We start from the raw sequence: 24,740 nt of genomic DNA, 5'->3' as shown, positions 1-24,740 counted from the left end.
GGTCATCCGAGCTACCCTGGCGGGCATGGTTTCACCCTCCCGTACCAGCAGCTCCCCCCGACGGCGGGACTATGCGGGAAAATTGTTCATCGGTGCACTGATTCTGCTCGGCCTGGTTGCCAGTATTTTCCTGATTTTCAGCGATAGCGTGCAATTTATTCGGATCGGCTTGGTCGCGGCGCTCTGGGCGGCGGTGCTCGGCGCCCTCGCGGCGACCAAGTACCGCAAGGAGTCGACCGTCGACAAGGCGAAGGTCCGTGACCTGCAGAAGGTCTATGAACTGCAGCTCGATCGCGAGATCTCGGCGCGGCGCGAATACGAGCTCGGCGTGGAGGCGCGGGTGCGCCAGGAAGTGGGTGCCGACGCCGCCGAGATGGCCGCGCTGCGGGCCGAGCTGACGGTGCTGCGGCAGAGTCTGCAGCGGCTGTTCGACGGTGATCTCCCGATGGATCGCCCCGCGCTGCACGCCGACGCCGTGCGCGTCCAAGAACTCACCGGCCGACCGGCCGGTTCGGCGAACGTTAACTCGTCGAATGCCGACGGCTGGGCCGGGCCGCAGCTGCCCCGCGATTCGGTGACCCCCGTCTACGACACCGATCATCCGCAGCCGCCGGTCTTCGCCAGCCCTTTCGACGATCCGGTGACCGCCGAGACCTCGATCATCACCCTCGACCACGAGGACGGCCCCGCTACCACGGCGAACGGCACCGCTGCCGACCCGTTCGGCGCGACAACCGGCTGGGCCGATGCGTTCGCCGAGACCCCGGCCGAGCCCGACGACAGCGCCGCGCCGTGGACGGCCGCGCAGGCATCCGGCGAGTCGACATTGGTGGGACCGCCCGCTCCCGCCGAGTTCCACGGTCAGGACATCGTCGGACCGCCCGCACCGGACACCTCGGGTTCGTCCGCCCAGCGGCTTCCGGCATGGTCGGCATCATCGGACACATCGCCGGAGCCGGAAACGGCCGATCCCGCCACGCGGGCCGCGGGCGCCGGTGCCGCGGAGAGCTCCACGGCCGCCACGTCCGCATCGAAGGACGATCCGGCGCCGACCAACGGCTCGGCCACCCCGGCAGCAGCGCCCACGCGCACCGCGCAATCCGGCCCGACCTTCGGTTCGGCCAGTTCACGGCGGCGCAGGCGGGCCGAATCGGAGTCGGGCGACGCGTCGTCCAAGCGGCTGTCGGTGGCCGAGATCATGGCGAATCTGCAATCCGAGCAGAGCAACCGGTCGAGCTGACTGCGGTGTAGATCACGGGGACCGGCCATGGCGCATGGCGGGGCTTGCCCATATTCTCGTGACGTAACGTCTGGTACCCGCCGAGCGGGACTGGAACGACATCCGAGAGGACACTGTTGACCTCGCCAAGCGTGAATTCTGGCAACGCCGCGTCGGGACCCGATCCCGCGCCCGCACGACTGACGGTAGGAATCGTCTCGGCGGGACGCGTGGGTTCGGCCTTCGGCGTCGCGTTGGAACGCGCCGGACATGTGGTGTTCGGTGTGTCCGCGATCTCCGACGCCTCGGTGCATCGTGCGCGCACCCGGCTGCCCGAATCCAGGATTCTGCCGGTGGAAGAGGTCGCCGCCAGCAGCGAGCTGCTGATCCTCGCCGTGCCCGACAGCGAACTCGCCGGCCTGATCCGCGGACTCGCTTCCGCCGGCGTGGTGCGTCCCGGCACGCTCGTGGCGCACACCTCCGGCGCGAACGGCGTCGGCGTGCTCGCTCCGCTGACCGAACTCGGCGCTCGTCCGCTGGCCATTCATCCGGCCATGACCTTCACCGGCCACGACGAGGATCTGGCCCGGCTGGCCAATGCGTGTTTCGGCATCACCGCCGCGGACGAGATCGGTTATGCCATCGCGCAGTCATTGGTGATCGAGATGGGCGGGGAGCCGGTGCGGGTCGCCGAGGAACACCGCACGCTCTATCACGCCGCGCTCGCGCACGGCAGCAATCACCTGGTCACGGTCATCGTCGACGCGGTCGCCGCGTTGCGCGCCGCGCTGGACGGCCCCGGTCTGCTCGGCCAGCAGGTGGTCGACGACGCGCCCGGCGGCCTGGCCGAACGGCTGCTCGCCCCGCTGGCCTCGGCCGCCCTCGACAATGCCCTGCGCCGCGGCCAGTCCGCGCTGACCGGCCCGGTGGCCAGGGGCGACGCCGACGCGGTCGGCGCGCACCTGCGAGCGCTCGACGCGCTCGATCCGCGGCTGGCCGCGAGCTACCGTGCGCTGTCGTTGCGCACCGCCGAGCGGGTCGATTCCGATGCCGCCCTGATCGAACTGCTGGAGGAGCGTCGATGATGGATCCGAAACTTCGTGACGCTTATCGGCCCGGCGAAGTGAATGTGCTGCACGACCCGTCGGTGGTCGCGGCGGTGTCGAAGGCGCTGCGTGGCGTCGGCCGCACGGTCGGTCTCGTGCCGACGATGGGCGCGCTGCACGAAGGGCATCTCGAGCTGGTGCGTCGCGCCAAGCGGACCAACACGGTCGTGATCGTCTCGATCTTCGTCAACCCGCTGCAATTCGGTGCGGGCGAGGATCTGGACAAATACCCGCGCACCCTCGACGCCGACGTGGAATTGCTGCGAGCCGAGGGCGTCGACATCGTCTTCGCGCCGAGTGTGGCGGAGATGTATCCGGACGGCCCGCGCACCACCGTTCATCCCGGTCCGCTCGGCGCCGAACTCGAGGGCGGCACCCGTCCCACGCATTTCGCCGGCATGCTGACCGTGGTGGCCAAGCTGCTGCAGATCGCCAAGCCGAACGAGGCGTTCTTCGGCGAGAAGGATTATCAGCAGCTCACGCTGATCCGCCAGATGGTGCGCGACCTGAATTTCGATGTCTCCATCGTCGCCGTGCCGACCGTGCGCGAGGCGGACGGATTGGCGCTGTCCTCGCGCAACCGCTACCTCGATCCGCAGCAGCGCGACACCGCGACGGCGCTGTCGGCTGCCCTGGTGGCGGGCGCCCGCGCCGGCGGGGCCGGTCCCGAATCGGTGCTCGCCGCGGCCCGCGCCGTCCTCGACGCCGTGCCCGGCCTCGACCTGGACTATCTCGAACTTCGTTCGTCGAACCTCGATGTCGCCCCCGCCTCCGGGAATGCCCGGTTGCTGATCGCGGCCAAGGTCGGCGCCACCCGGCTCATCGACAACATGCCGGTGGTTCTCGGCGCGACGATCGACGGCCACCCCAATCCAAGCACCCCGCCCGCCCAGGTATCGGTATAGGAAGGCGACGACGATGTTGCGCAGCATGATGAAGTCGAAGATCCACCGCGCCACGGTGACCCACGCCGATCTGCACTACGTCGGCTCGGTGACGGTGGACCAGGATCTGCTCGACGCCGCCGATCTGCTCGAAGGCGAGCAGGTCTGCATCGTCGACATCGACAACGGCGCCCGCCTCGAGACCTATGTGATCGCCGGTGAGCGCGGTTCGGGTGTCATCGGAATCAACGGCGCCGCAGCCCATCTCGTGCACCCCGGCGATCTGGTCATCCTGATCGCCTACGGGATGATGGACGAGCAGGAGCTGAAGGAGTACTCGCCGAAGGTGGTCTTCGTCGACGACCGCAACCGCCCGGTCGATCTCGGTTCCGACCCGGCGCACGCCCCCGAGGGCTCGGGCCTGCTCACCCCGCGCGACCTGTCGTTCGTCTGACGGGCGCGGGGGAGCAGAGGATCGGCACATGCTGCTGACCATCGACGTCCGCACCACCAGCATCGAACTCGGGCTGTTCTCCGGCAGCGGCGCGCACGCGAAACTGGCGCGGCACTGGCGCATCCACACCAACCCGTTGCTGACCGCCGACGAATTCGCCATGCAGGTGCGCGGGCTGGTCGGTGCGCATCTGGACGAGGTGGTCGGCGTCGCGGCGTTGTCCACCGTGCCGCCGGTGCTGCGGGAACTGCGGCTGATGCTGGACCGGTACTGGAATCACGTACCGCATGTGGTGGTGGAACCCGGTGTGCGGACCGGCATTCCGTTGCTGGTCGACAATCCGAAGGAGGTCGGCGCGGACCGTATCGTGAACAGTCTCGCCGCCTACGACAAGTTCGCCAGCGCGGCCATCGTCATCGATTTCGGGGTGTCGACCTGCGTCGATCTGGTCTCGGCCAAGGGCGAGTTCCTCGGCGGGGTGCTCGCCCCCGGGGTGGAGATCTCCACCGAGGCGCTCATCGAACGTGCGGCGCTGCGCCGGGTCGAGCTGGCACGCCCACGGTCGGTGGTCGGCAAGAACACCGTGGAGTGCATTCAGTCCGGTGCGGTGTTCGGCTTCGCCGGCCTGGTGGACGGCCTGGTCGACCGGATCCGCGATGACGTGGAGGCCTTCGCGGGCGATGACGTCGCGGTGGTGGCCACGGGAGCGGGCGCACCGCTGATCGTGCCGGAATCGGAGACCATCGAACATCACGAACCCCGGCTGACGCTGACCGGTCTGCGACTGGTCTACGAGCGCAACCAACGCAACCGGCGCGCGTGAGCAGCGACTGTGGGGCAGGTCATCGGCGGTGCGCCGAGGTGGCTGCTACACTCATCGACGTGTATTTCCGCGTGAGCACCCAGGAGTGTTGTCGAGGCTGACCTGCCTCGACCGTTCGAGGCATTCGTAAAGTCCTCGACCGTCGCACACCTCCTGGAGATTCGCTCATGCGTTCTTCTGTTCTTTCCCTTCCGTCCGCCCGTGACACCCGCACGCTGAGCACACGGGCCGCCAATCCCGTCCCGACCCGTTCGGTCGCCCCCGCCTTGCCCACCCGGCTGCGCCCGGCCGACCTGCTCCGGTTGACCGACGAAGGCGCCGAGGACGTACTGGCCGGCCGCTACGACCACCTACTACCCGCCGACGGCCGCTGGCCGACCGAGGAACGCTGGGCCACCCGCCTGCTGTCCGACGACGAGGTCGATGTGTGGCTGATCAGCTGGACCCCGGACCGCCACACCGAGCTGCACGATCACGCCGGCTCCATCGGCGCGCTCACCGTGCTCAGCGGCGCGCTGTCGGAATACCGTTGGAATGGAACCGAATTGCGTCATCGCACTTTGGTGGCCGGTGATCAGGCCTCGTTCCCGATCGGCTGGGTGCACGACGTCGTGCGCGCGCCCGAGCCGCCCGTCGCCGGCCTCGACGTGCCGGCGTCGGTCGCCGAATCGGTCGGTCCGCTGGATCCGACGCTGAGCGTGCACGCCTACTCCCCACCGTTGACCGCCATGTCCTATTACGAACTCACCGGGCACGGCGGCCTGCGCCGTACCCGCACCGTCCTCACCGACCAGCCCGAAGGTGATATGTGATGAGCCCGCAGACCATCGACCAGATGCTCGACGCCGCGCGCTCGCAATTGCGCAGGCTGTACGCCTTCGAATTGCCGCAGGCGCTCGAACGCGGCGCGATTCTGGTCGACATCCGACCGCAGGCGCAGCGAATTCGTGAGGGCACGATGCCCGGCGCCCTGGTGATCGAACGCAATGTTCTGGAATGGCGGCTCGATCCCACCAGCTCGGCTCGGCTGGCGCTGGCCACCGATCACGACGTGGAATGGATCGTGCTGTGCTCGGAGGGCTACACCTCCAGCCTGGCCGCCGCCTCGCTACAGCAATTGGGGCTGCATCGCGCCACCGACCTGGTCGGCGGCTACCAGGCGCTGAAGGCGGCCGGACTACTCACCGTGGCGTCGCGGGCGCCGCATTTCGCCCGTGAGGTCGCCGCCCTCGCCTCGCTGTAGAAATACCCACCTCAGCCGGGCCGGGAGCAGCCGGTCAGCAGGGGCGGGCGGGACGCAAAACGGTTTCCGGTGCACGCTAGGGTAGTTCAACGTGAGCACCCCCAACTCCCCTTCCTCCGGTAGCTCCGCGGCCTCGGCTCCCGCGGGCCGCGCCAACCGCCCCGTCGACGTCGATGACGTGCCGGAACAGATGCGGATTCGCCGGGAGAAGCGGGAGCGCCTGCTCGCCGAGGGCGGGCAGGCGTATCCGGTCGTCGTGCCGCGCACTCATTCGCTGGCCGAGATCCGCGCCGAATATCCGGATCTGGCGCCCGACACCCAGACCGGCACCATCGTCGGTGTGGCCGGGCGCGTCATTTTCATGCGCAATACCGGCAAGTTGTGCTTCGCCACCCTCCAGGAGGGTGACGGCACCAAATTGCAGGCCATGATCAGCCTCAACGGGGTCGGGGCCGAGGCGCTCGCGGCCTGGAAGTCCGATGTGGACCTCGGTGATTTCGTCTTCGTGCACGGTGAGGTCATCTCCTCGCGAACCGGCGAATTGAGCGTGATGGCCGACGAGTGGAGCATGGCGGCCAAGTCGCTGCGCCCGCTGCCGGTCGCGCACAAGGAGATGAACGAGGAATCGCGGGTCCGGCAGCGCTACGTCGACCTGATCGTGCGCCCCGAGGCCAGGCAGATGGCCCGCACCAGGGTCGCGGTGGTGCGTGCGCTGCGCAACGCGCTGGAGCGGCGCGGATTCCTCGAGGTCGAGACGCCGATGTTGCAGACCCTGCACGGCGGCGCGGCGGCCAGGCCGTTCGTCACCCATTCCAATGCGCTCGATATGGATCTGTTCCTGCGTATTGCGCCGGAGCTGTTCCTGAAGCGCTGCGTGGTCGGTGGCCTCGAGCGGGTGTTCGAGATCAATCGCAACTTCCGCAACGAGGGCGCCGACTCCACGCATTCGCCGGAGTTCGCGATGCTGGAGACCTATCAGGCTTACGGCACCTATGACGACTCGGCGCGCATGATCCGGGAATTGATCCAAGAAGTGGCCGAGGAAGCCTTCGGCACCCAGGTGGTGACCCTCGCCGACGGCACCGAATATGACCTTCGCGGTGAGTGGGCGACCGTCGAGATGTATCCGTCGCTGTCGGACTCACTCGGCGTGGAGGTCACCCCGGAAACAACGATTCCGGAATTACTCGCGCTGGCCGAACGGGTCGGTTTGGAAATTCCGGAAGGCAAGGGCTACGGCCACGGCAAACTCGTCGAGGAACTATGGGAGCACCAGTACGGCGACAAGTTGTACGCGCCCACATTCGTGCGTGACTTCCCGGTCGAGACTTCTCCGCTGACCCGTCAGCATCGCGACAAGGCCGGTGTCACCGAGAAGTGGGACCTGTATGTGCGCGGGTTCGAGTTGGCCACCGGCTATTCGGAGTTGGTCGATCCGGTGATTCAGCGCGAACGGTTTGTCGATCAGGCTCGGCTGGCCGCCGCCGGTGACGACGAGGCCATGGTGCTCGACGAGGACTTCCTCGCCGCGATGGAACACGGTATGCCGCCGACCACCGGAACCGGTATGGGAATCGACCGCTTGTTGATGGCCCTCACTGGTTTGGGAATCCGGGAAACGATACTGTTCCCAATTGTGCGACCGTCCGCTCGCTGAGCGAACGGATTGCACGTCTGAAGCTCGTCTTGGCATTTTTCGAATTAGAGGTATTCTTGCCTCGGGCAATCGGCCTAGTATGCGGGTCGCACGATTTCGAGAGGACGTTCATCTCATGGCAAAGAAGGTCACCGTAAGCTTGATCGACGATGTCGACGGTGAGTCCATCGCGGACGAGACCATCGAGTTCGGTATCGATGGTGTGTCGTACGAGATCGACCTGTCGGCGGCAAATGCGGCCAAGCTGCGGGAAGAGATGGAGCAGTGGGTTGCCAACGCTCGGCGGGTGAGCGGCCGGCGTCGGGTGAAGGCCGCGTCCACCACCGGTAGCACCACCAAGAGCCGCGTTCCGATGGACCGTGAACAAACCGCGGCAATTCGTGAGTGGGCGCGCCGGAATGGTCACAAGGTGCATGCCAGGGGGCGTATCTCGGCCGACATCACCGAGGCTTACAACAAGGCCGCCAAGAGCTAGTCGTAATTCGCGGCTGCCGCCGGGCGAATCGTGCGACGCCCCGGCGGCAGCCTTGTTCGTAGTGGCCGAGGCACGGCACCATGGATCTGTGCGCAGCACCGTATCCAGCAGAGTCGTGTCATCCCGTCGAGCTGGGGTCATGAGGTCGTGACAGCTTTCGTCGGATCAATCCTGCGCTACACCGACGCGGACGGGCATCGGCACGAGTACCTGCTGAATCCCGACCACCCGCGCGTCACCATCGGACGTTCCACTCATGCCGATCTGTCCCTGCGCTGGGACGCCGAGGTCTCGCGGCTGCACGCGGCCGTCGAATATCTGGGCGCCCAGTGGACCATCGTCGATGACGGCCTGTCCCGCAACGGCACCTTCGTCAACGGTGAGCGCCTGGTCGGCAGGCGCAGGCTGATGGCGGGCGACCGGATCCGGGTCGGCACCTCGCTGGTGTCGTTCCACGAATTCGGTGCCGTGGCCGACGACGCCACCCGCGCCTCCACCGGCACCATCCCCACTGCCCGCTCACTGACCGACACCCAGCGCGCGGTGCTGGTCGCGCTGTGCAGGCCCTACAAACACGGCGCCGGTTTCGCCACTCCGGCCTCCAATCAGCAGATCGCCGAGGAATTGTTCCTCAGCGTCGACGCCATCAAGACCCACCTGCGCGCGCTGTTCGCCAAATTCGGCGTCGAGGATCTGCCGCAGAACCAGAAACGGGTGCGCCTGGCAGCCCTCGCCATGCAGAGCGGACTCATCTCCGACCGCGACCTGTAGCCGGCCGTAGACGCTCGCTGATGGGTGCGAGCGTCTCGGCGATGGTCGCGCGGCTCCGGACTCTGTTGACTCATAGGTGTCATCGGAGCTCGCGAGGCTCCACCCGCTCGGCCGGAACGCACAGGTTCGCAAGCGCCCCGCGCAACCGCGAAGGGGCGACCATGCGGATCCCCGTTCGGGAGCCGAAGGGACACGAACACGCCGCGTCGGCGGCCGGACGGTAACGGAGCAGATCATGTCGGTAGGGCGAATCGTCGCGCTGGTGGCGGCAACATTGGCGACCGGGTTGATCGCGGGGGTTTTCTACGCGTACGCGATCTCGGTGATGCCCGCGCTGGCCCGGATGGACGATCGCGCATTGATCGAGACCATGCAGAAGATCAATGTCGTGATCATCAACCCCGCCTTCATGATCGGGTTCCTCGGCACGGTCGGGTTCACCGTGCTCGCGGCGCTGCTGCATCTGGGCGCGGACCGCAGGATGACGCTGCTGTGGATCGCAGTCGCGTTGGTACTCAACGTGATCGCGTTCGCGGTGACCATCGCGCTCAACGTCCCGCTCAATGATCAGTTGATGGCGGCGGGCGATCCAGGGGCCATCGCGGATCCGGCGGCGGTGCGCGCGGAGTTCGAATCCGCTTGGGTGCGTTGGAATATCGTGCGCGCGGTGCTGCACACGCTGGCGTTCCTGGTGCTGACGGGCGCGCTGTTCAGCGCGGGTCTGCAGCAGGGCCGCGACGATGCCGCGGCGCTGCCCGCGCAGCCGGGTGTCGCGGTCGCGCAGGCCCCGGCCCGAGCGGAACTCGTTTCAGAACCTACCCGTCAGTAACGGCCCCATCGGCGCTGGTCACTACGTAGCCTTCTGGAACGCGTTACAGAAATTGGGAGGGGTCATGCGCCGAGCACCCGTCATCGCCGTCATCGTCGCCGTCCTCGCCGCGCTGTGGGTCAGCTCGGCGGGGGCGGCGCAGGCCGAGCGATATCCGGTCGTCTACAACTTCTTCGCCGGCATCCCCGGCGAACTGACCAACCCCGGCGGCTCGCTGCCCGGCTCCAACGATTGGTCCTGCCGTCCCACCGCCGAACATCCCAACCCGGTGGTGCTGGCGCACGGCACCGGCGGCGGCGCGCAGACCAACTGGGGCACCTACGTCGCACTGCTGGCCAACGAGGGCTACTGCGTCTACGCGCTCACCTACGGCGCGTACGACCTGCCCTGGCCGCTGTCGGCGCTCGGCGGCATGATGCCGATCCAGGACAACGCCGCCGAGTTCGGCGCCTTTGTCGACCGGGTGCTCGCCGCCACCGGCGCCGGGCAGGTCGATGTGGTCGCCCACTCGCAGGGCGGGCTGGTCGCCAATTACCTGGTCAAACGGCTCGGTGGGGCGGACAAGGTGGACAAGATCGTCTCGCTCGCGGTGCCATGGCTCGGCACCACCGCCTTCGGCATGGCCGATGTGGCCGCCTTCGCCCGCGCGGTCGGGCTGGGCGAGGCCTGGAACTCGATCCCGTGCCTGGCCTGTGCGCAGATGCCCGCAGGCGGGCCGTTCCTGGCCGAACTCAATGCCGACGGTATCTACCACCCCGGCGTGACCTACACCAATATCGTGGGCAGTATGGAGGAGATCGTGGTGCCCTACACCTCGGCGGTGCCGCCGGGGCCGAACGTCACCAACATCGTCGTCCAGCACGGTTGCGCGCAGGATTACTCCGAACATCTCGGTATCGCGGGCAGCCCGCGGGCCGCGGCGCACGTGCTCAACGCCCTCGACCCTGCCCATCCCCGGGAAGTTCCGTGCCATTTCGTGGCGCCGTTCACCGGCTGAGCGCCCGATCGGCGATGTTCGCTGAGGGCAAAACCGCATCGGAAACGAAACCGGGAACAGCCACGTTATGAGTGAATGACCGTGCTGTCGCCGGTCGGCAATAGGGTGGACCGGCGGCGGCGGAATCCTCCGCCAACTAGAGTGGAGGCGGGGGCCGCAACCCCCGGGCTTCATGGCAGGCTGACGGCTAGGTTCGTCGGGTTTGGCGCCCAGGTTTGTTCGACAGCACACTGCGGCGTCTGTTGCCAGAATGTCGGAGCAGGAGAGTGAGGGAGCGATGTTCGAGAGGTTCACCGACCGCGCGAGGCGCGTCGTTGTCCTGGCCCAAGAAGAGGCCCGGATGCTCAACCACAACTACATCGGCACCGAGCACATCCTGCTGGGGCTGATCCACGAGGGTGAGGGCGTCGCGGCCAAGTCGCTGGAGTCGCTCGGCATTTCGCTGGAAGGCGTGCGCAGCCAGGTGGAGGAGATCATCGGGCAGGGCCAGCAGGCCCCGTCCGGGCACATCCCGTTCACCCCGCGCGCCAAGAAGGTGCTGGAGCTGAGCCTGCGCGAGGCCCTGCAACTCGGCCACAACTACATCGGCACCGAGCACATCCTGCTCGGCCTCATCCGCGAGGGCGAGGGCGTGGCGGCCCAGGTGCTGGTCAAGCTAGGCGCCGATCTCAACCGGGTGCGTCAGCAGGTCATCCAGCTGCTGTCCGGTTACCAGGGCAAGGAGCCGGTCGAGTCCGGTGCCCGTGGTGAGACCGGTACCCCGTCCACCTCGCTGGTGCTCGACCAGTTCGGCCGCAATCTCACCCAGGCCGCGCTCGAGGGCAAGCTCGACCCGGTCATCGGCCGCTCGAAGGAAATCGAGCGGGTCATGCAGGTGCTCAGCCGCCGCACCAAGAACAACCCCGTGCTGATCGGTGAGCCCGGTGTCGGTAAGACCGCCGTGGTGGAGGGCCTGGCCCAGGCCATCGTCAACGGCGAGGTTCCCGAGACGCTCAAGGACAAGCAGCTCTACACCCTCGACCTGGGTTCCCTGGTCGCGGGCAGCCGCTACCGCGGTGATTTCGAAGAGCGCCTGAAGAAGGTGCTCAAGGAGATCAACACCCGCGGCGACATCATCCTGTTCATCGACGAGCTGCACACGCTCGTCGGCGCGGGTGCCGCCGAGGGCGCGATCGACGCCGCCTCGATCCTGAAGCCGAAGCTGGCCCGCGGCGAGCTCCAGACCATCGGCGCCACCACCCTCGACGAGTACCGCAAGTACATCGAGAAGGACGCCGCCCTGGAGCGCCGGTTCCAGCCGGTCCAGGTGGGCGAGCCGACCGTCGAGCACACCATCAACATCCTCAAGGGTCTGCGCGACCGCTACGAGGCGCACCACCGGGTCTCCATCACCGACGGTGCCCTGGTCGCGGCCGCCACGCTGGCCGACCGCTACATCAACGACCGGTTCCTGCCGGACAAGGCCATCGACCTGATCGACGAGGCCGGCGCCCGCATGCGCATCCGCCGCATGACCGCACCGCCGGACCTGCGCGAATTCGACGACAAGATCGCCGACGCCCGTCGCGAGAAGGAAAGCGCGATCGACGCGCAGGACTTCGAGAAGGCCGCGCGCCTGCGCGACAAGGAGAAGCAGCTCGTCGCCAAGCGTGCCGAGCGGGAGAAGCAGTGGCGCTCCGGTGATCTGGACGTCGTGGCCGAGGTCGACGACGAGCAGATCGCCGAGGTGCTGGCCAACTGGACCGGTATCCCCGTCTTCAAGCTCACCGAGGAGGAGACCACCCGTCTGCTCCGCATGGAGGACGAGCTGCACAAGCGGATCATCGGCCAGGAAGATGCGGTCAAGGCCGTATCCAAGGCCATCCGCCGCACCCGCGCCGGCCTGAAGGATCCGAAGCGTCCGTCCGGTTCGTTCATCTTCGCCGGCCCGTCCGGTGTCGGTAAGACCGAGCTGTCCAAGGCGCTGGCGAACTTCCTGTTCGGCGACGACGACGCGCTCATCCAGATCGACATGGGCGAGTTCCACGACCGCTTCACCGCCTCGCGGCTCTTCGGTGCCCCTCCGGGCTACGTGGGCTACGAGGAGGGCGGCCAGCTCACCGAGAAGGTGCGCCGCAAGCCGTTCTCGGTGGTGCTGTTCGACGAGATCGAGAAGGCGCACCAGGAGATCTACAACACCCTGTTGCAGGTGCTCGAGGACGGCCGTCTCACCGACGGCCAGGGACGCACCGTCGACTTCAAGAACACGGTGCTGATCTTCACCTCGAACCTGGGTACCTCCGACATCTCGAAGGCCGTGGGCCTGGGCTTCTCGCAGTCCAACGCCGAGGGCTCGAACTACGAGCGGATGAAGCTCAAGGTCAACGACGAGCTGAAGAAGCACTTCCGGCCCGAGTTCCTCAACCGCATCGACGACGTCATCGTCTTCCACCAGCTCACCACCGAGCAGATCGTGGAGATGGTGGATCTGATGATCAACCGCGTCGGTGTCCAGTTGAAGAACAAGGACATGGCGATGGAGCTCACCGATTCCGCCAAGAGCCTGCTGGCCAAGCGCGGCTTCGATCCCGTGCTCGGTGCCCGGCCGCTGCGCCGCACCATCCAGCGCGAGATCGAGGATCAGCTCTCGGAGAAGATCCTGTTCGGCGAGATCGGCCCCGGCCAGGTCGTCACGGTCGACGTCGAGGGCTGGGACGGCGAAGGCTCCGGCGAGGACGCCAAGTTCACCTTCACCCCCAAGGCGAAGCTGACCAAGGCCGCCGCCGAGGAGAAGCCCGAGGTCGTGCTGACCGGCGCCGCCGAAGGCACCACCGAGGCCGCCTCCGGCGAGTAACAACCGAGTCGACACGGGCCCGCTTCCTGATGGGAGCGGGCCCGTGCTCGTCTGCGGGTGGACGATGTTCCGTGCGCGTCGGCGGGTTGTGGGTGCGGGCAGGTCACCTTCGGGTTTCGCGTAGCACCGCCAGTCGTTCGCGGTATTGCGCCTCGGTGATCTCGCCGCGAGCGAACGAATTCCGCAACGCACCGACGCCGCTGTCGCGCCGGAACCTGGTCCGCGTCAGCACCACGGCGATCACGATCACGGTGATCCAGAACAGCAGCGGGAAGATCCAGAAGAACGGCCAGGGATGCCAACCGCCGTCGTAATGGTCGGCGAGCAGCGTGGCGGTTTCAGGTGTCAGGTAAGTGGTCATGCCACGAGAGTGCGCCCGCGAGCACCGTGATCACATCGGTCGCGCGTTCCTGCTTCCACTACGTCTGCGGGCGTACGGGAACGGCAGATCCGCACGATCACCCCGGCTGCGTCGCGTCGGCTATCCGGCAGACCGGAGCCAGAGGCCGTAGCCGGGCCAGCATCACCCGCCGACAACCCGGTTTTACTGCCAGCCCGGGCGCACCAGGCCGGATTCGTAGGCCAGGACCACCAGTTGGGTGCGGTCGCGGGCGTTCAGCTTGGTGAGGATGCGGCTGACGTGGGTGCGGGCGGTGGCCGGGCTCATGTAGAGGCGTTCGCCTATTTCGGCGTTGGTGAGGCCCTCGGCGACCAGGGTGAGCACCTCGCGTTCACGGTCGGTGAGCTCGGAAAACGTCGCGGGCGGGGGCTGTTTGGCGTGTTCGGAGAATTCGGCGATCAGGCGGCGGGTGACGCCGGGGGACAGCAGCGCGTCTCCGGCGGCGACGACGCGGACCGCGCGCACCAGGTCGGCGGGCTCGGTGTGCTTGACCAGGAAACCGGTGGCGCCCGAGCGCATCGCCTCGAAAACGTATTCGTCCAGTTCGAAGGTGGTCAGCACGACCACCTTCACCTCCGCCAGTTTGGGATCGTCGGCGATCATGCGGGTGGCGGCGAGGCCGTCGAGGATCGGCATCCGGATATCCATCAGCACCACGTCGGGGGCGAGCGCGCGCGTCATCCGCACGGCCTGTTCGCCGTTGTCGGCCTCGCCGACCACCTCGATGCCGTCCTGCGCGTCGAGCAGGGCGACGAAACCTCCCCGCACCAGCGCCTGATCGTCGGCGACCAGCACCCGAATGGTCATCGCGGCTCCGTTCCGCCGTGGCCGTCGGACGGGTCCGGGTGTGCCCGGCCGTTGGCTCCCGAGGGTGCTGTGGTGCGCGCGGGCTGCCGGTGGATGGCTGAGTTCGAGCCCGCGGTGGGGCCGGAGGGACGAGCCGGTGCTGTGGCCGGTCGGTTGTTCTCGCCGCCCGGCGGTCGCTCGGAACCGAGACGGGAGGGCCGACCCGGCTGCGTGGTCGCGCGTGCGGCTGCCGCCGGGTCGGCCTCGTCCTGAGCCGAACCCTGCGGCTGGTCTCGGCCGTTCCGGCCGGGCGGGTCGGCGGGTGGTTGCGCACGCGATGTTCCCGTCGCGGGCGGGCGGTCCTGCGCCGGACCGGAGGCGTCGCCCACCGAGGTCGTGTCGCCGGCCGCCTGCCCAGCTGCGCCGGCCCGCTCGGCTTTCGCACCGGGCGAGGTCGAGTTCGCCCGCTCACTCGACGTCGCGGGCCGCACCGGCAACCGCGCCGCGACCCGGAAACCTCCGCTCGGCCGCGGCCCTGCCGTCAGCGCCCCGCCGAGCGCATGGGCCCGTTCCCGCATCCCGATGATCCCGTTGCCGCCGGTGCTCCCGGTGCGGACGGGCGCGCTGGTGGGGCGGGTGTTGTCGATGGTGAAATCGACCGAGTCGGGGGTGTAGCGCACGGTGACGGTGGCGTCCGCGCCGGGCGCGTGCCGCACGACATTGGTCAGCGACTCCTGGATGATCCTGGCGGCGGCCACGTCGATGACGCTCGGCAGCGGCGCGACGGTGCCGAGCACCCTGGTGTGCACGGTCAGCCCGGCTTCGCGGATGCGATGCAGCAGTTCGTCCAGATCGGCGATGCTCGGCGCGGGGCTGCGCGGCGCGGCCGGTACTGCGGTCTGATCGGCCGGCTCTGGCTCGGTCGTGGAGTGGTCCTGGCCCTCGGCCATGGTGCCGGTATCGGCGCCGAGGGCATCGGCTCGCCGTGCGGGTCCCGGCATCTCGGTGCGCCGCCGCCTGGCCCGCGCGCGCCGCCGGCGGCTTCGGCTGGCGCGCTGATCGGGGTCCGGGATCGCCTCGGGCTCGGCCGCGGAGCCCTCGCCGCCGACCGGGCTCCCGGTGCGGATGGTGTGCAGCAGCGTGTGTACCTCGGCGAGCGCGTCCTTGCTCGCGCCCTTGATGGCGGCCAACGCGGATGCGGCCTGTTCCGGTTTCTTGTCGAACAGTTCCAGCGCCACCGACGCCTGCACATTGATCAGCGACAGACTGTGGGCCAGCACGTCGTGCAGCTCCCGGGCGATGGCCAGCCGCTCCTCGCTGGCCTGGCGCCTGCGCTGGGCTTCCTCGTCGCGCCGCGCCGCTTCGGCTCGCTGCCTGCGCGCCTCGAGCACCGCCTGGCGCTGGCGGATCCCCTCGGCGATGCCGACCAGCACCGCGAGCCACGCCATCAACCCGAAGATCTGCCACACCTCGGTGGGGCGGCCCAGCAGGGCGGGTAGCGGCCACACGATCACCAGGTAGCCGAGCGGCACCAGGGGATAGGTCCACCACCGTGATCCGCGGGTGGCCGCGGTGAGGAAGGCGATCACCAGCGAGATGAAGATCGGCCCGTAGCCGTAGTCCAGCGACAGATAGCTCACGCATGCCGCGAGCGTGACGAACAGGACCGGCAGCGGCTCATATCTGCGGAAGATCAGCGCGACCGGCCCGACCAGCAGCAGCGCGTAGCCGAGGGCGTCGAGGGAACGCACCCCCGTCTGGCCGAAGTTGGCTCCGCGCCCGCCGAACACCTGCACCGCGGCGACGACAAGCGCCACCCCCCAGTCCCATCCGACCAGGCCACGACCCGCCATCCCGAACTCCCGCACCTTATGCACCCTATTCGCCCAGTAGCCGGAATCCATCCGTACCGACGCGTATTTCCCGGATACGCGCCGTGCACACCCTCGCATCCGCCCGGCTCGCTACGTCAACGGGCGTACCCGAAGCCGCGTCCGGCGACGGATGTGGCCGCAGCCCACGACGAGGAGGGTTTCGGTCATGACGGATTCGATTGTGGTGACCACAGAGCTGACCAAGCGGTACGGCACCCATCTCGCGGTGGATCGGGTGGATATGCGGGTGCGGCCGGGCGAGATCTACGGATTTCTCGGGCCCAACGGTGCGGGCAAGACGACGACGTTGCGCATGCTCGTCGGGCTGATCACACCGAGCTCCGGTTCGGCGACGGTGCTCGGTCAGGCACCGGGCGATCCCACGGTGGTGCGCCGCGTCGGCGTACTGATCGAGGGGCCGGGTTTCTACCCGTACCTTTCGGGCCGGGACAACCTGCTGGTCATGGCGCGTTACCGGGGCCTCGGCCGGGCGCAGGTGTCCGAGGCCTTGCGGCGGGTGGGCCTGGCCGGACGCGCCGACGACCGCTACCGCACCTATTCCCTTGGCATGAAGCAGCGCCTCGGTGTCGGCGCCGCGCTGCTCGGGCGCCCGGATCTGCTGATCCTGGACGAGCCGACCAACGGCCTCGATCCGGCGGGCATGGCGGAAATGCGTTCGCTGATCACGGATCTGGCCGCCGACGGGCACACCGTGTTGTTGTCGAGTCACATGCTCAGCGAGGTGCAGGAGATCTGTGATCGGGTCGGGGTCATCTCCGGCGGCAGGCTGCTGGCCGAGTCGACTGTGGCCGAATTGCGCGGCGCCGCGACCTTGTTGGTTCGCGCCGCGCCCGCCGACATCGCTGTGCCGGCCATCCGTGCGGTGCTCGGCGAGCCGGTGACGCTCACCGCGGCTGGCATCCGGATCGAGGCGGGCGCGGACGCGGCGCCGAAAATCGCTCGCGCCGTGCTCGAATCGGGCGCCGATCTGCTCGAACTTCGCGTCGATGAGAAATCCCTCGAGGAAGTGTTCTTCGAGATGACCGGTCTGGAGGCAGTGAGATGAGTGTGCGCACCACGGCGGTATCGGATCTGATCGCCAGTATGCGAGCCGAGCGGCTGCGGCTGACGAAATGGCCCGCGTTCTGGATCATTCTCGGCACCTGGATCCTGCTGAACCTGACCTTCGCCTACCTGTTCAACTACCTGGCCTACCGGTCCGGCGAACAGACCTCGATGTCGGACGGACTGCCGAAAGACCAACTGCTCCAGCAGTTGCTGCCCGCCGCGGTGCCGGAGGTGTTCACGCAGGGCATGGCCATGTTCGGTGGGGCGTTGATGCTGATTCTCGGTGCGCTGGCAATCGGCAGCGGCTATGGCTGGGGAACCTGGAAAACCGTGCTCACTCAGGGGCCCTCGCGCATCGTGGCGATCGCGGCGACGCTGCTCTGCCTCGCGGTCGTGGTGGTGGGCCTGGTGGTCGTCGCCTTCGCGGTGGATCTCGGCGTTGCCTCACTGATCGCGAGTAGTGAATCGCAGCCGGTGGCGATGCCTTCGGTGCGGCATTCGCTGGACGGGATCGTCAGCGGCAGCCTGATCCTGGGCATGTGGACGTTGGCGGGCGCGCTGATCGGCGCGATCGCGCGTGGTCCGGCGCTGGCCGTCGGTCTCGGGCTGGTCTGGGTGCTGGTGGTGGAGAATCTGCTGCGCGGCGTCGCGGGCATTTTCGACCCGATCGAGGTGGTCACCGATCGGCTGCCAGGCACCGCCGCCGGTTCATTGGCGGGGGCCATGCGCGGCACCGATGCCCCGCCGACGCCCGGCGTGCTCGATATCCTGACCCGCGCCGAATCCGTACTCGCGCTGACGATCTACACCGTGGTCTTCGTACTGGCCACGATCTGGCTGATCCGCCGCCGCGATCTGGTCTGAATCTCAGCGCCCGAGCAGGGCGTGCGCGAGCTGCCGCAAGGCCCCGGCGATCTGTGCCGGGGCCAAGCCGCGTGCGCGTTGCTGCTGGTAGACCTCGGCCGCCAGCGGTGCGAGCAGCGGGTCGACCATGGCGTCGGGGTCGGGCACGCCCGCAGCCCGCAGTAGCGCACGGACATGCGCGAACCAGAACCCGTACGCGCCGGTGGTGAAGCGGGCGCCGCCGGTTTCGGCGCCGAGCACCAGCCCGGAATGGGTGTCGAGCAGTTCCACCATGGCCGCGTAGAAGGCGGCAAGCCGTTCGGCCGGCGATGCGCCGGGGCCGAGCGGTGGGGCGCCACGCACCAGCTGTTCTTGCAGGGCCCGTTCGTGTTCGTCGAGCAGTGCGACGGCGATCGAATGCGTATCCGGATAGCGGCGGTACAGGGTGCCGCGGCCGACGCCCGCGGCCTTGGCGATGTCGTCCATGGTCACCGTGCGCGGATCGCGCGCGGCGAAGAGCTCGGCCGCCGCCGTGAGCACCTTGGCCCGGTTGCGGGCGGCGTCGGCGCGCTCGACGGGAGCGCTGCCCGCACCGCCGGCCAGCAGGTCGGCAGGGGAATCCATGACCGCGACTGTAGCCGATCCAGGATTATGTGGACAAGCTGTCCACTTTTGCCCTACAGTCGCGTTCGTAGATAAGTGGACGCAATGTCCGCTTGATCGGAAGGATGTCGATGACCACCCTGTTGCACCTCGATGCGAGCGCTCGCCACCCATCGATAAGCCGCAGCCTGAGCGCTGCCTTCGCCGCCGAGTGGCGCGCGGGCAACCCGGACGGCGATTACCGCTACCGTGATCTCGCACTGGATCCGGTGCCGTTCATCGACCAGGGCTGGACCGAACTGTGCGATCTCGTGCTGGCCAACGGCAGTACCGAGCTGGAGCGCATCGGGGAATTGGCGCACACGCCGGCCCAGCGCGCGGCCTGGTCCGTCACCGGGCCACTGCTCGAGGAATTACTCGCCGCCGACGTCGTGCTGATCGGCACGCCCATGTACAACTATTCGATCCCGGCCGTCCTGAAGGCCTGGATCGATCAGGTGGCGTTCCCGCGAATGTCACTGGGCCACAGGCGGTTCGTGGTGACCAGCGCGCGTGGCGGCGCCTACTCGCCCGGTTCACCGAAGGCCGGCTACGACCATCAGGAACGCTTTCTGCGCGATTTCTTCGCCGGTCATTTCGCCGTGCGCGATGCGGTGTTCGTGAATGCCGAGCTGGCCAATTCCCGGCTCGATCCGGGCCTTGCGCACCTGCGCGCCGATCATGAGCGCTCCTATGACCTGGCCCTGAAAACGGTGCGTGAGCTGGCCGGGCGGTACTGATGAGCTGGTTGATCCTCGGCCTCGCGGGGCTGGTGGAAATCGCGTGGTCGCAGTCCATCAAGCCGACGGAGAATTTCACCCGCCCGCTGCCGACCCTGCTGTGTTTCGCGCTCGGGACCTTCGCGGTCTACCTGTTGTCGCGGGCCATGCAAACGCTGCCGGTCGGCACCGCGTACGCGGTCTTCACCGGAATCGGCGCGGTCGGGGCCGTCGTGCTCGGCGTGGCCGTGCATCGTGATCCGTTGAGCGCGGGAAGATTTGTGGCATTGTCGCTGATCGTCGGCGGGATCGTGCTGGCCAAGATGACCGATCCCGGATGATCGGATCACCGCTGCCGCAAACGGTCGGACGGGCCCGGGCGCGCGGGTAAGGTCGGTCTGATGGTCGATCAGCATGTGCGTTATCCGGACCTGTCGGCACGGCCTCACGAGCTCACCGTCGAACGGGTCATGACCGCGTCACCGACATTGTTGTACCTGGCCTGGACCCAGGGCTTCGATATCTGGTTCGCGATCCCCGAATCGGTTCGCATGCGCCCGCAGGTGGGTGAACCCTTCTACTTCGAAGCCGACAATCAGGGCACGCCCGTCCCGCATTACGGTCGCTTCCTTCGGCTCGAGCCGGACCGCCGCATCGAGCTGACCTGGGTCACCGGCGCGGGCGGCACCGAGGGTGCGGAGACCGTGGTCCGGGTGGAATTCGTGAAACAGCCACGCGGCATTCGAATCAAGCTGCGGCACAGCGGGTTCCCGAACCAGGAAGCCTGCGATCGGCATCGCGCCGCGTGGCCCGCCGTCCTCGAGCAGCTGGACAAACGAACTTCCGCCGCGGTCTGAGCGGTGCGGGTAGGTTCGAGCGGAGAACCTACCGACAAACCGATCGTGGAAAGGACTGTGATGCCCACACGTACCGCGCGCACCGCATGGACCGGCGGCCTGCAGGACGGCACTGGACAGGTCGAGCTGGCCAGCTCGGGCGCAGGCAAGTACGACGTGTCGTTCCCGAAGCGGGCCGCCGACAACGCCGAGGGCACCACAAGCCCGGAGGAACTGATCGCGGCCGCGCATTCGTCCTGCTACGCGATGGCGTTGTCGGCCGAGATCGGCAATGCCGGCGCCACCCCGCGCAGCCTCGACGTCACCGCCGACGTCACCCTCGGGCCGGATCCGGCGGGCGGCTTCCGCATCAGCGGAGTCAAGATCACCGTCCGCGGCCGCGTCGACGGTCTCGACGAGGCCGGCTTCCGCACCGCCGCCGAAGCCGCCAAGGCCGGTTGCCCGGTCAGCAAGGCCCTCGCCGGGGTCGACAACATCACCCTGGACGCCGCACTGGAGTCGTGAGTCGGCACCGCCCGGGTCCATTCCGCAACGGAAAGCCCGGGCGGCCATCGGCGCGAAGGCCGCACCGCCCGAATCGGGAAGCCCGGAACCTCCGGCGAAAAGGCAGTGCCGGTCACGGATACCGACACTGCCCTGTGTGCTTCTCGATGCGGGATCAGCCCGCGGCGGTAGCCGCCTCTCGCACCGGGGCATCGGTGCGGCCGGCGAACTCGGTGAGCATGGCGTAGCCGAGGCCGAGGCAGGCCCACAGCGTCGTCGAGACCGCGAGTGAGGAGATCCGGAACTCCCACAGCAGGCTCGCCGGGAAGTCGGCGCCCACCTCGTTCACGCCCGGCAGAACGATGTAGCCGATGGTGGTGAGCAGCACGAAGGCGGCCACACCCGCGGTGAGCCGGAGGGTATCCGGGCGGCCGGCCAGCAGCTTCCAGACGTATACGCCCGCCCCGACGGCGGCCAGGCCGAGCAGCACCGCCGCCAGCCACAGCAGCGTCCGGTCGTTGATCGTCTCCGGATCGCCGACCGCAGGCGGGTTGGCCGGGTACTTGAAGAACGGCACGGCGATGATCGCGGCCCAGCCGCCGATGCCGAGCCCGAGGGCCAGCTTCGGCCCCGACAGCGCGGTGTAGCGCCGCGCGACGTGGGCGACGGCACCGAAGATCGCACCGAACGCCATCCCGGCCAGCCCGAGCGCGAGGAACTGGCCCGCCTTCTGGCCGCTACGGCTGACCAGCGGTTCTTCCTCGTCGCCATGGGAGTGACCGGCGGAGGGCTGTTCGCCGTGCGAATGTCCGCCGGATTCGGCGGCCGCGCCGGCTTCCTCGATGGCGATGGCCGCCTCCACCTTGGGCTCGCCGACGAAATAGCCGACGGTGCCCGCCAGCAGGCCGGCGATCAGGCCGGCCAGCAGACCACGAAGCAAGAGGGTGCGCAGAGTTCCGATCAGTGGCACGGAAGACCCAGCAGGTGGCGTCCGTCGTGCATCAGCTCATGCATGAACATCCCGCTGCGCGAGATGGCGCCCTGATCGAATCCGACCAGGTAGAGGGTGAGCAGAGCGAGCAGAACGACACCGACCGTGATGAGCACGGTGGCCAGGGAATCGGTGACCCGGGCGGATACGCCAGGGGTGTGCACGAAGGCCATTGCAGTCCTCCTTGGGATAAACGCGTCCCGTCGAAGTGGTCGCGAAGGTGCCGGTGTCTGGCTTTCCGGCACCGAACCCGGTGGCTGGAACACAGTGGCGCGACCGCTCCGGATTTGCACCGGATTCCCGCGTCACCTACGCGTTTGTCCCTCGAACTGTGACACCCCGCGGCGGCCGTCGTCAATATCGGATGGCGACGGCTGCCGTGGCGAATGGGGCGTCAGCTCGCGGAGGCGGCCTTGCCCGCGACGTCGAGCACGACCTCGAATTCGAGCAGCGAGGCACCGGTGGCGACCGGCTTCTGCTGCTGGCCCGCATGCGCCTCGCGGGCCGGGCCGTCGCGCCAGGCGGCGAAGGATTCTTCCGAATCCCATTGCGTCACCACGAAGTACCGGTTCTCGCCCGCGGTCGGACGCAGCAGCTGGAAACCGAGGAAGCCGGGCGAGTTCTCCACCGCGTGTGCCCGGTGGGCGAACCGCTTCTCCAGCTCGGGGCCCGCGCCCTCGGGAACCTCGATCGCATTGATCTTCACAACAGACATGCCACGATTGTGCCCCCTTGCCCCGCGACCGCGGCCGGGTGCGACCGGTATCACCGATGGGTGCGGCACAATCGCGGACGTGTTGTACGACGAAGGCGGGACGGGCACGCCGCTGCTGCTGTTGCACGGCCTGATGGGCAGCGCCCGCACCTGGCGCGATCACCTGGACTGGCTGCGCGGCTTCGGCCACGTCTACACCTTCGATGCCGCCGGGCACGGCAGGCCGGCCCCCGCCGAACTGAGCACCGAGGCGTTCGTCGCCGATCTGGCCGCCGCGACCGCGCCCATCGCCGAGCCGATGGTGGTGATCGGGCACTCGATGGGCGGGCTGCACGCCTGGATGTTCGCCGCGCAGTTCCCCGAACGGGTGAAAGCGCTGGTGGTCGAGGATATGGCCCCGGATTTCACCGGCCGAACGGCCGCGCACTGGGCGGCCATGATCGAGGCCTGGCCGCAGCCGTTCCCGGACGAGCGGGCGGTGCTCGACTTCTTCGGCCCCGTCGCCGGACGCTACTTCCTCGCCTCCTTCGACCACGGCCCCGACGGCTACCGGCTGCACGGTTCGGTCTCCACCTTCCGCGACATCTCCGAGGAATGGGGCACGCGCGATTTCTGGGCCCAGTGGCGCACGATCCGCGTGCCCGCCCTGCTGATCGAGGGCGAACACACCATCACCCCGCCCGGCCAGATGCGCGCCATGGCGGAGGTCCATCCGGGGGCCGAATACGTGCTGGTCCCCGACGCGGGCCACCTGGTGCACGACGATCAGCCCGAGCGTTATCGGGCGGAGGTGACCCGGTTCCTCGGCGGGGTGCTCGGGACCGAGGAATCGAACGGTGCCGTCGACTGCTCCGCGAGGACTCGGACTGCCGAGAATGGTCGCGTCGACGATGCGCACAATGCGGGCGAACGGGCGGTCGGCCCAGGGAATTCGAGAGCGGCGACCGATACCGAGACGTGCTGAGCGTCAACTCGGACCGGGCTCCACTCGGCCGGCTCGGCCCCGGTTCGTATCGGCGAGCTCGAGCCCGGCTCCGGGTGCGTCGGCCGGCCCCGGTTCTCGGGTTCGTGCGCGAACTCAGCTCCCGGGCTCGCGGTGCCCGGCCTCGCCCGCCAGCGCGAACAGCCCGTCGGCGGTCTGCTCGATCAGCCCGTCCACCAGCAGCGAATCCAGGGCACGGTCACGCTGGCCCGGGTCCCGGGTCCATGCCATGTCGAGCCGCACCCGTTCCACCGGCCCGGCCGCATCACGCAGCACGTCCATGAGCCGGCCGCGGGCCTGCCGGTCGGTGCCCTCGTACTTCTGCGTGCGCCGCACCACCTGCGAAGCGGGCCTGCCCGCCTCGTTCCACGCGCACCGCGGCAGCGGGCAGTTGTCGCAGCCGGGGGAGCGGGCGGTGCAGATCAGCGCGCCCAGTTCCATCAGAGCGGCGGAGAAGGTCGCGGCCCTCGGCACCGACGCGGGCAGCAGCGCCTCGGTCTCGCGCAGATCCCTCGCCGAAGGATTACCCGCATCGGCGCGCCCGTGTACCGCGCGGGCAACGACCCGGCGAACATTGGTGTCCACCACCGGAACTCGCTGCCCATAGGCGAAACACGCGACGGCGCGGGCGGTGTAATCGCCGATGCCGGGCAGGCCGAGCAGCACCTCGACGTCCTCGGGCACCCGATCACCGTGCTCGCTCGCCAGCACCCGCGCGCATTCGTGCAGCCGCAGCGCACGGCGCGGATAGCCGAGCTTGCCCCAGGCCCGCAGCACCTCCGCCTGCGAGGACGCCGCCATGGCCGAGGGCACCGGCCAGCGCGCCACCCATTCCCGCCAGATCGGCTCGACTCGCGCCACCGGCGTCTGCTGGAGCATGATCTCGCTCATCAGGATCTGCCAGGCACTCGCGCCCGGCCGGCGCCAGGGCAGATCGCGCGCGGTGGCCCGGTACCAGTCCAGTAGGGCGTCCGGGTCCACCGTCGCTGTCTCGGGCGTCGTCCTCACCTGCTGCTCACCGCGTTCGTTCGGGCCTGGCCAGACGGTGTTAGCGGCCCCGTAACGGGAACCGACTCGTCGGTAACACAC

The 24,740-nt window shown here is 68.4% G+C and carries 28 protein-coding genes and 1 riboswitch; of the genes, 20 read left to right on the top strand and 8 right to left on the bottom strand.

Annotated features, from left to right (window positions below; all coding sequences use genetic code 11):
• Positions 1 to 25: 25 nt before the first annotated feature.
• From AC5W7N_RS02785 to AC5W7N_RS02725, 13 genes are all read left to right on the top strand, one after another.
• Positions 26 to 1,240: a DUF6779 domain-containing protein gene (locus tag AC5W7N_RS02785; RefSeq protein WP_195020507.1), complete on the top strand. Its 1,215-nt coding sequence runs from the start codon at positions 26 to 28 to the stop codon at positions 1,238 to 1,240.
• A 131-nt stretch (positions 1,241 to 1,371) separates the two neighbouring features.
• Complete coding sequence (locus AC5W7N_RS02780; RefSeq protein WP_194990196.1) at positions 1,372 to 2,304, top strand: Rossmann-like and DUF2520 domain-containing protein; 933 nt, start codon at positions 1,372 to 1,374, stop codon at positions 2,302 to 2,304.
• Complete coding sequence (gene panC / locus AC5W7N_RS02775; protein ID WP_163813641.1) at positions 2,301 to 3,230, top strand: pantoate--beta-alanine ligase; 930 nt, start codon at positions 2,301 to 2,303, stop codon at positions 3,228 to 3,230. Before AC5W7N_RS02780 ends, panC begins: the two co-directional genes overlap by 4 nt.
• A gap of 13 nt (positions 3,231 to 3,243) precedes the next feature.
• Positions 3,244 to 3,663 carry an aspartate 1-decarboxylase gene (gene panD / locus AC5W7N_RS02770; RefSeq protein ID WP_195020508.1) on the top strand — a complete coding sequence of 140 codons (420 nt, stop codon included), beginning with the start codon at positions 3,244 to 3,246 and terminating at the stop codon, positions 3,661 to 3,663.
• A gap of 28 nt (positions 3,664 to 3,691) precedes the next feature.
• Positions 3,692 to 4,486 (top strand): type III pantothenate kinase, encoded by a 795-nt coding sequence (locus tag AC5W7N_RS02765; RefSeq protein ID WP_194990197.1) that lies wholly within the window; start codon positions 3,692 to 3,694, stop codon positions 4,484 to 4,486.
• Positions 4,487 to 4,653: 167 nt separating this feature from the next.
• On the top strand, positions 4,654 to 5,298 hold the full coding sequence (locus tag AC5W7N_RS02760; protein ID WP_228806302.1) for a cupin domain-containing protein: 645 nt from the start codon (positions 4,654 to 4,656) through the stop codon (positions 5,296 to 5,298).
• Positions 5,298 to 5,729: a rhodanese-like domain-containing protein gene (locus AC5W7N_RS02755; protein ID WP_163813639.1), complete on the top strand. Its 432-nt coding sequence runs from the start codon at positions 5,298 to 5,300 to the stop codon at positions 5,727 to 5,729. The genes AC5W7N_RS02760 and AC5W7N_RS02755 overlap by 1 nt, the downstream gene beginning before the upstream one ends.
• Positions 5,730 to 5,919: 190 nt before the next feature.
• Positions 5,920 to 7,386: a lysine--tRNA ligase gene (gene lysS, locus AC5W7N_RS02750; protein WP_195020916.1), complete on the top strand. Its 1,467-nt coding sequence runs from the start codon at positions 5,920 to 5,922 to the stop codon at positions 7,384 to 7,386.
• A gap of 115 nt (positions 7,387 to 7,501) precedes the next feature.
• Positions 7,502 to 7,861 (top strand): histone-like nucleoid-structuring protein Lsr2, encoded by a 360-nt coding sequence (locus AC5W7N_RS02745; protein ID WP_036532452.1) that lies wholly within the window; start codon positions 7,502 to 7,504, stop codon positions 7,859 to 7,861.
• Between the two features lie 147 nt (positions 7,862 to 8,008).
• The gene (locus tag AC5W7N_RS02740; RefSeq protein WP_163813638.1) at positions 8,009 to 8,632 is read left to right on the top strand and encodes an FHA domain-containing protein; all 624 of its coding nucleotides are present in this window, start codon (positions 8,009 to 8,011) and stop codon (positions 8,630 to 8,632) included.
• A 235-nt stretch (positions 8,633 to 8,867) separates the two neighbouring features.
• Entirely contained in the window at positions 8,868 to 9,461 is a 594-nt protein-coding gene (locus AC5W7N_RS02735) for an anthrone oxygenase family protein (RefSeq protein WP_194990198.1), read from the top strand.
• 64 nt (positions 9,462 to 9,525) lie between these two features.
• Positions 9,526 to 10,458 (top strand): esterase/lipase family protein, encoded by a 933-nt coding sequence (locus AC5W7N_RS02730; RefSeq protein ID WP_495923185.1) that lies wholly within the window; start codon positions 9,526 to 9,528, stop codon positions 10,456 to 10,458.
• Between the two features lie 277 nt (positions 10,459 to 10,735).
• Positions 10,736 to 13,291, top strand: a complete 2,556-nt coding sequence (locus tag AC5W7N_RS02725; protein WP_194990200.1) for an ATP-dependent Clp protease ATP-binding subunit — start codon at positions 10,736 to 10,738, stop codon at positions 13,289 to 13,291.
• Between the two features lie 103 nt (positions 13,292 to 13,394).
• On the opposite strand, the gene AC5W7N_RS02720 is transcribed toward AC5W7N_RS02725, so the two are convergent.
• From AC5W7N_RS02720 to AC5W7N_RS02710, 3 genes are all read right to left on the bottom strand, one after another.
• Complete coding sequence (locus AC5W7N_RS02720) at positions 13,395 to 13,652, bottom strand: SHOCT domain-containing protein (protein ID WP_163813634.1); 258 nt, start codon at positions 13,650 to 13,652, stop codon at positions 13,395 to 13,397.
• 183 nt (positions 13,653 to 13,835) lie between these two features.
• Positions 13,836 to 14,498: a response regulator transcription factor gene (locus tag AC5W7N_RS02715; protein WP_014348722.1), complete on the bottom strand. Its 663-nt coding sequence runs from the start codon at positions 14,496 to 14,498 to the stop codon at positions 13,836 to 13,838.
• On the bottom strand, positions 14,495 to 16,345 hold the full coding sequence (locus AC5W7N_RS02710) for a histidine kinase (protein ID WP_490724521.1): 1,851 nt from the start codon (positions 16,343 to 16,345) through the stop codon (positions 14,495 to 14,497). The genes AC5W7N_RS02715 and AC5W7N_RS02710 overlap by 4 nt, the downstream gene beginning before the upstream one ends.
• A gap of 172 nt (positions 16,346 to 16,517) precedes the next feature.
• Between AC5W7N_RS02710 and AC5W7N_RS02705 the strand changes: the two genes are divergently transcribed.
• Positions 16,518 to 17,417: an ABC transporter ATP-binding protein gene (locus AC5W7N_RS02705; protein WP_490724522.1), complete on the top strand. Its 900-nt coding sequence runs from the start codon at positions 16,518 to 16,520 to the stop codon at positions 17,415 to 17,417.
• Positions 17,414 to 18,283 (top strand): ABC transporter permease, encoded by an 870-nt coding sequence (locus tag AC5W7N_RS02700; protein ID WP_490724523.1) that lies wholly within the window; start codon positions 17,414 to 17,416, stop codon positions 18,281 to 18,283. The genes AC5W7N_RS02705 and AC5W7N_RS02700 overlap by 4 nt, the downstream gene beginning before the upstream one ends.
• A 3-nt stretch (positions 18,284 to 18,286) precedes the next feature.
• On the opposite strand, the gene AC5W7N_RS02695 is transcribed toward AC5W7N_RS02700, so the two are convergent.
• Complete coding sequence (locus AC5W7N_RS02695; protein WP_490724524.1) at positions 18,287 to 18,886, bottom strand: TetR/AcrR family transcriptional regulator; 600 nt, start codon at positions 18,884 to 18,886, stop codon at positions 18,287 to 18,289.
• 110 nt (positions 18,887 to 18,996) lie between these two features.
• Here AC5W7N_RS02695 and AC5W7N_RS02690 point away from each other — a divergent pair, with 110 nt between their 5' ends.
• Genes AC5W7N_RS02690 through AC5W7N_RS02675 form a run of 4 tightly spaced genes read left to right on the top strand, consistent with a single transcriptional unit; the run spans position 18,997 to position 20,984 of the window.
• Complete coding sequence (locus tag AC5W7N_RS02690) at positions 18,997 to 19,644, top strand: FMN-dependent NADH-azoreductase (RefSeq protein ID WP_163813629.1); 648 nt, start codon at positions 18,997 to 18,999, stop codon at positions 19,642 to 19,644.
• Positions 19,644 to 19,964: a DMT family transporter gene (locus AC5W7N_RS02685; RefSeq protein WP_195020514.1), complete on the top strand. Its 321-nt coding sequence runs from the start codon at positions 19,644 to 19,646 to the stop codon at positions 19,962 to 19,964. Before AC5W7N_RS02690 ends, AC5W7N_RS02685 begins: the two co-directional genes overlap by 1 nt.
• A gap of 60 nt (positions 19,965 to 20,024) precedes the next feature.
• A complete protein-coding gene (locus AC5W7N_RS02680) occupies positions 20,025 to 20,480 on the top strand; it encodes an SRPBCC family protein (RefSeq protein ID WP_163813627.1) in 456 nt (151 codons plus the stop codon).
• Positions 20,481 to 20,540: 60 nt separating this feature from the next.
• Complete coding sequence (locus AC5W7N_RS02675; RefSeq protein WP_195020515.1) at positions 20,541 to 20,984, top strand: OsmC family peroxiredoxin; 444 nt, start codon at positions 20,541 to 20,543, stop codon at positions 20,982 to 20,984.
• Between the two features lie 154 nt (positions 20,985 to 21,138).
• On the opposite strand, the gene AC5W7N_RS02670 is transcribed toward AC5W7N_RS02675, so the two are convergent.
• The 3 genes from AC5W7N_RS02670 to AC5W7N_RS02660 form a co-directional block, all read right to left on the bottom strand.
• On the bottom strand, positions 21,139 to 21,933 hold the full coding sequence (locus AC5W7N_RS02670) for a CbtA family protein (RefSeq protein WP_163813625.1): 795 nt from the start codon (positions 21,931 to 21,933) through the stop codon (positions 21,139 to 21,141).
• Positions 21,924 to 22,127 (bottom strand): CbtB domain-containing protein, encoded by a 204-nt coding sequence (locus tag AC5W7N_RS02665; RefSeq protein ID WP_014348729.1) that lies wholly within the window; start codon positions 22,125 to 22,127, stop codon positions 21,924 to 21,926. Before AC5W7N_RS02665 ends, AC5W7N_RS02670 begins: the two co-directional genes overlap by 10 nt.
• 31 nt (positions 22,128 to 22,158) lie before the next feature.
• A riboswitch (cobalamin riboswitch) is annotated at positions 22,159 to 22,311 on the bottom strand.
• 37 nt (positions 22,312 to 22,348) lie between these two features.
• Positions 22,349 to 22,669 carry an antibiotic biosynthesis monooxygenase family protein gene (locus tag AC5W7N_RS02660; protein WP_163813624.1) on the bottom strand — a complete coding sequence of 107 codons (321 nt, stop codon included), beginning with the start codon at positions 22,667 to 22,669 and terminating at the stop codon, positions 22,349 to 22,351.
• Between the two features lie 79 nt (positions 22,670 to 22,748).
• On the opposite strand from AC5W7N_RS02660, the gene AC5W7N_RS02655 reads away from it, so the two are divergent.
• The gene (locus tag AC5W7N_RS02655; protein WP_490724525.1) at positions 22,749 to 23,633 is read left to right on the top strand and encodes an alpha/beta fold hydrolase; all 885 of its coding nucleotides are present in this window, start codon (positions 22,749 to 22,751) and stop codon (positions 23,631 to 23,633) included.
• 114 nt (positions 23,634 to 23,747) lie between these two features.
• Here the strand turns inward: AC5W7N_RS02655 and AC5W7N_RS02650 are convergent, their stop codons facing one another.
• On the bottom strand, positions 23,748 to 24,659 hold the full coding sequence (locus tag AC5W7N_RS02650) for an HhH-GPD family protein (RefSeq protein ID WP_490724526.1): 912 nt from the start codon (positions 24,657 to 24,659) through the stop codon (positions 23,748 to 23,750).
• Between the last annotated feature and the right edge of the window lie 81 nt (positions 24,660 to 24,740).

Source organism: Nocardia sp. CDC519 (genome assembly GCF_059509835.1).
The sequence above is the reverse complement of the archived record's forward strand: the minus strand, read 5'-3'. Positions and strand labels throughout refer to the sequence as shown.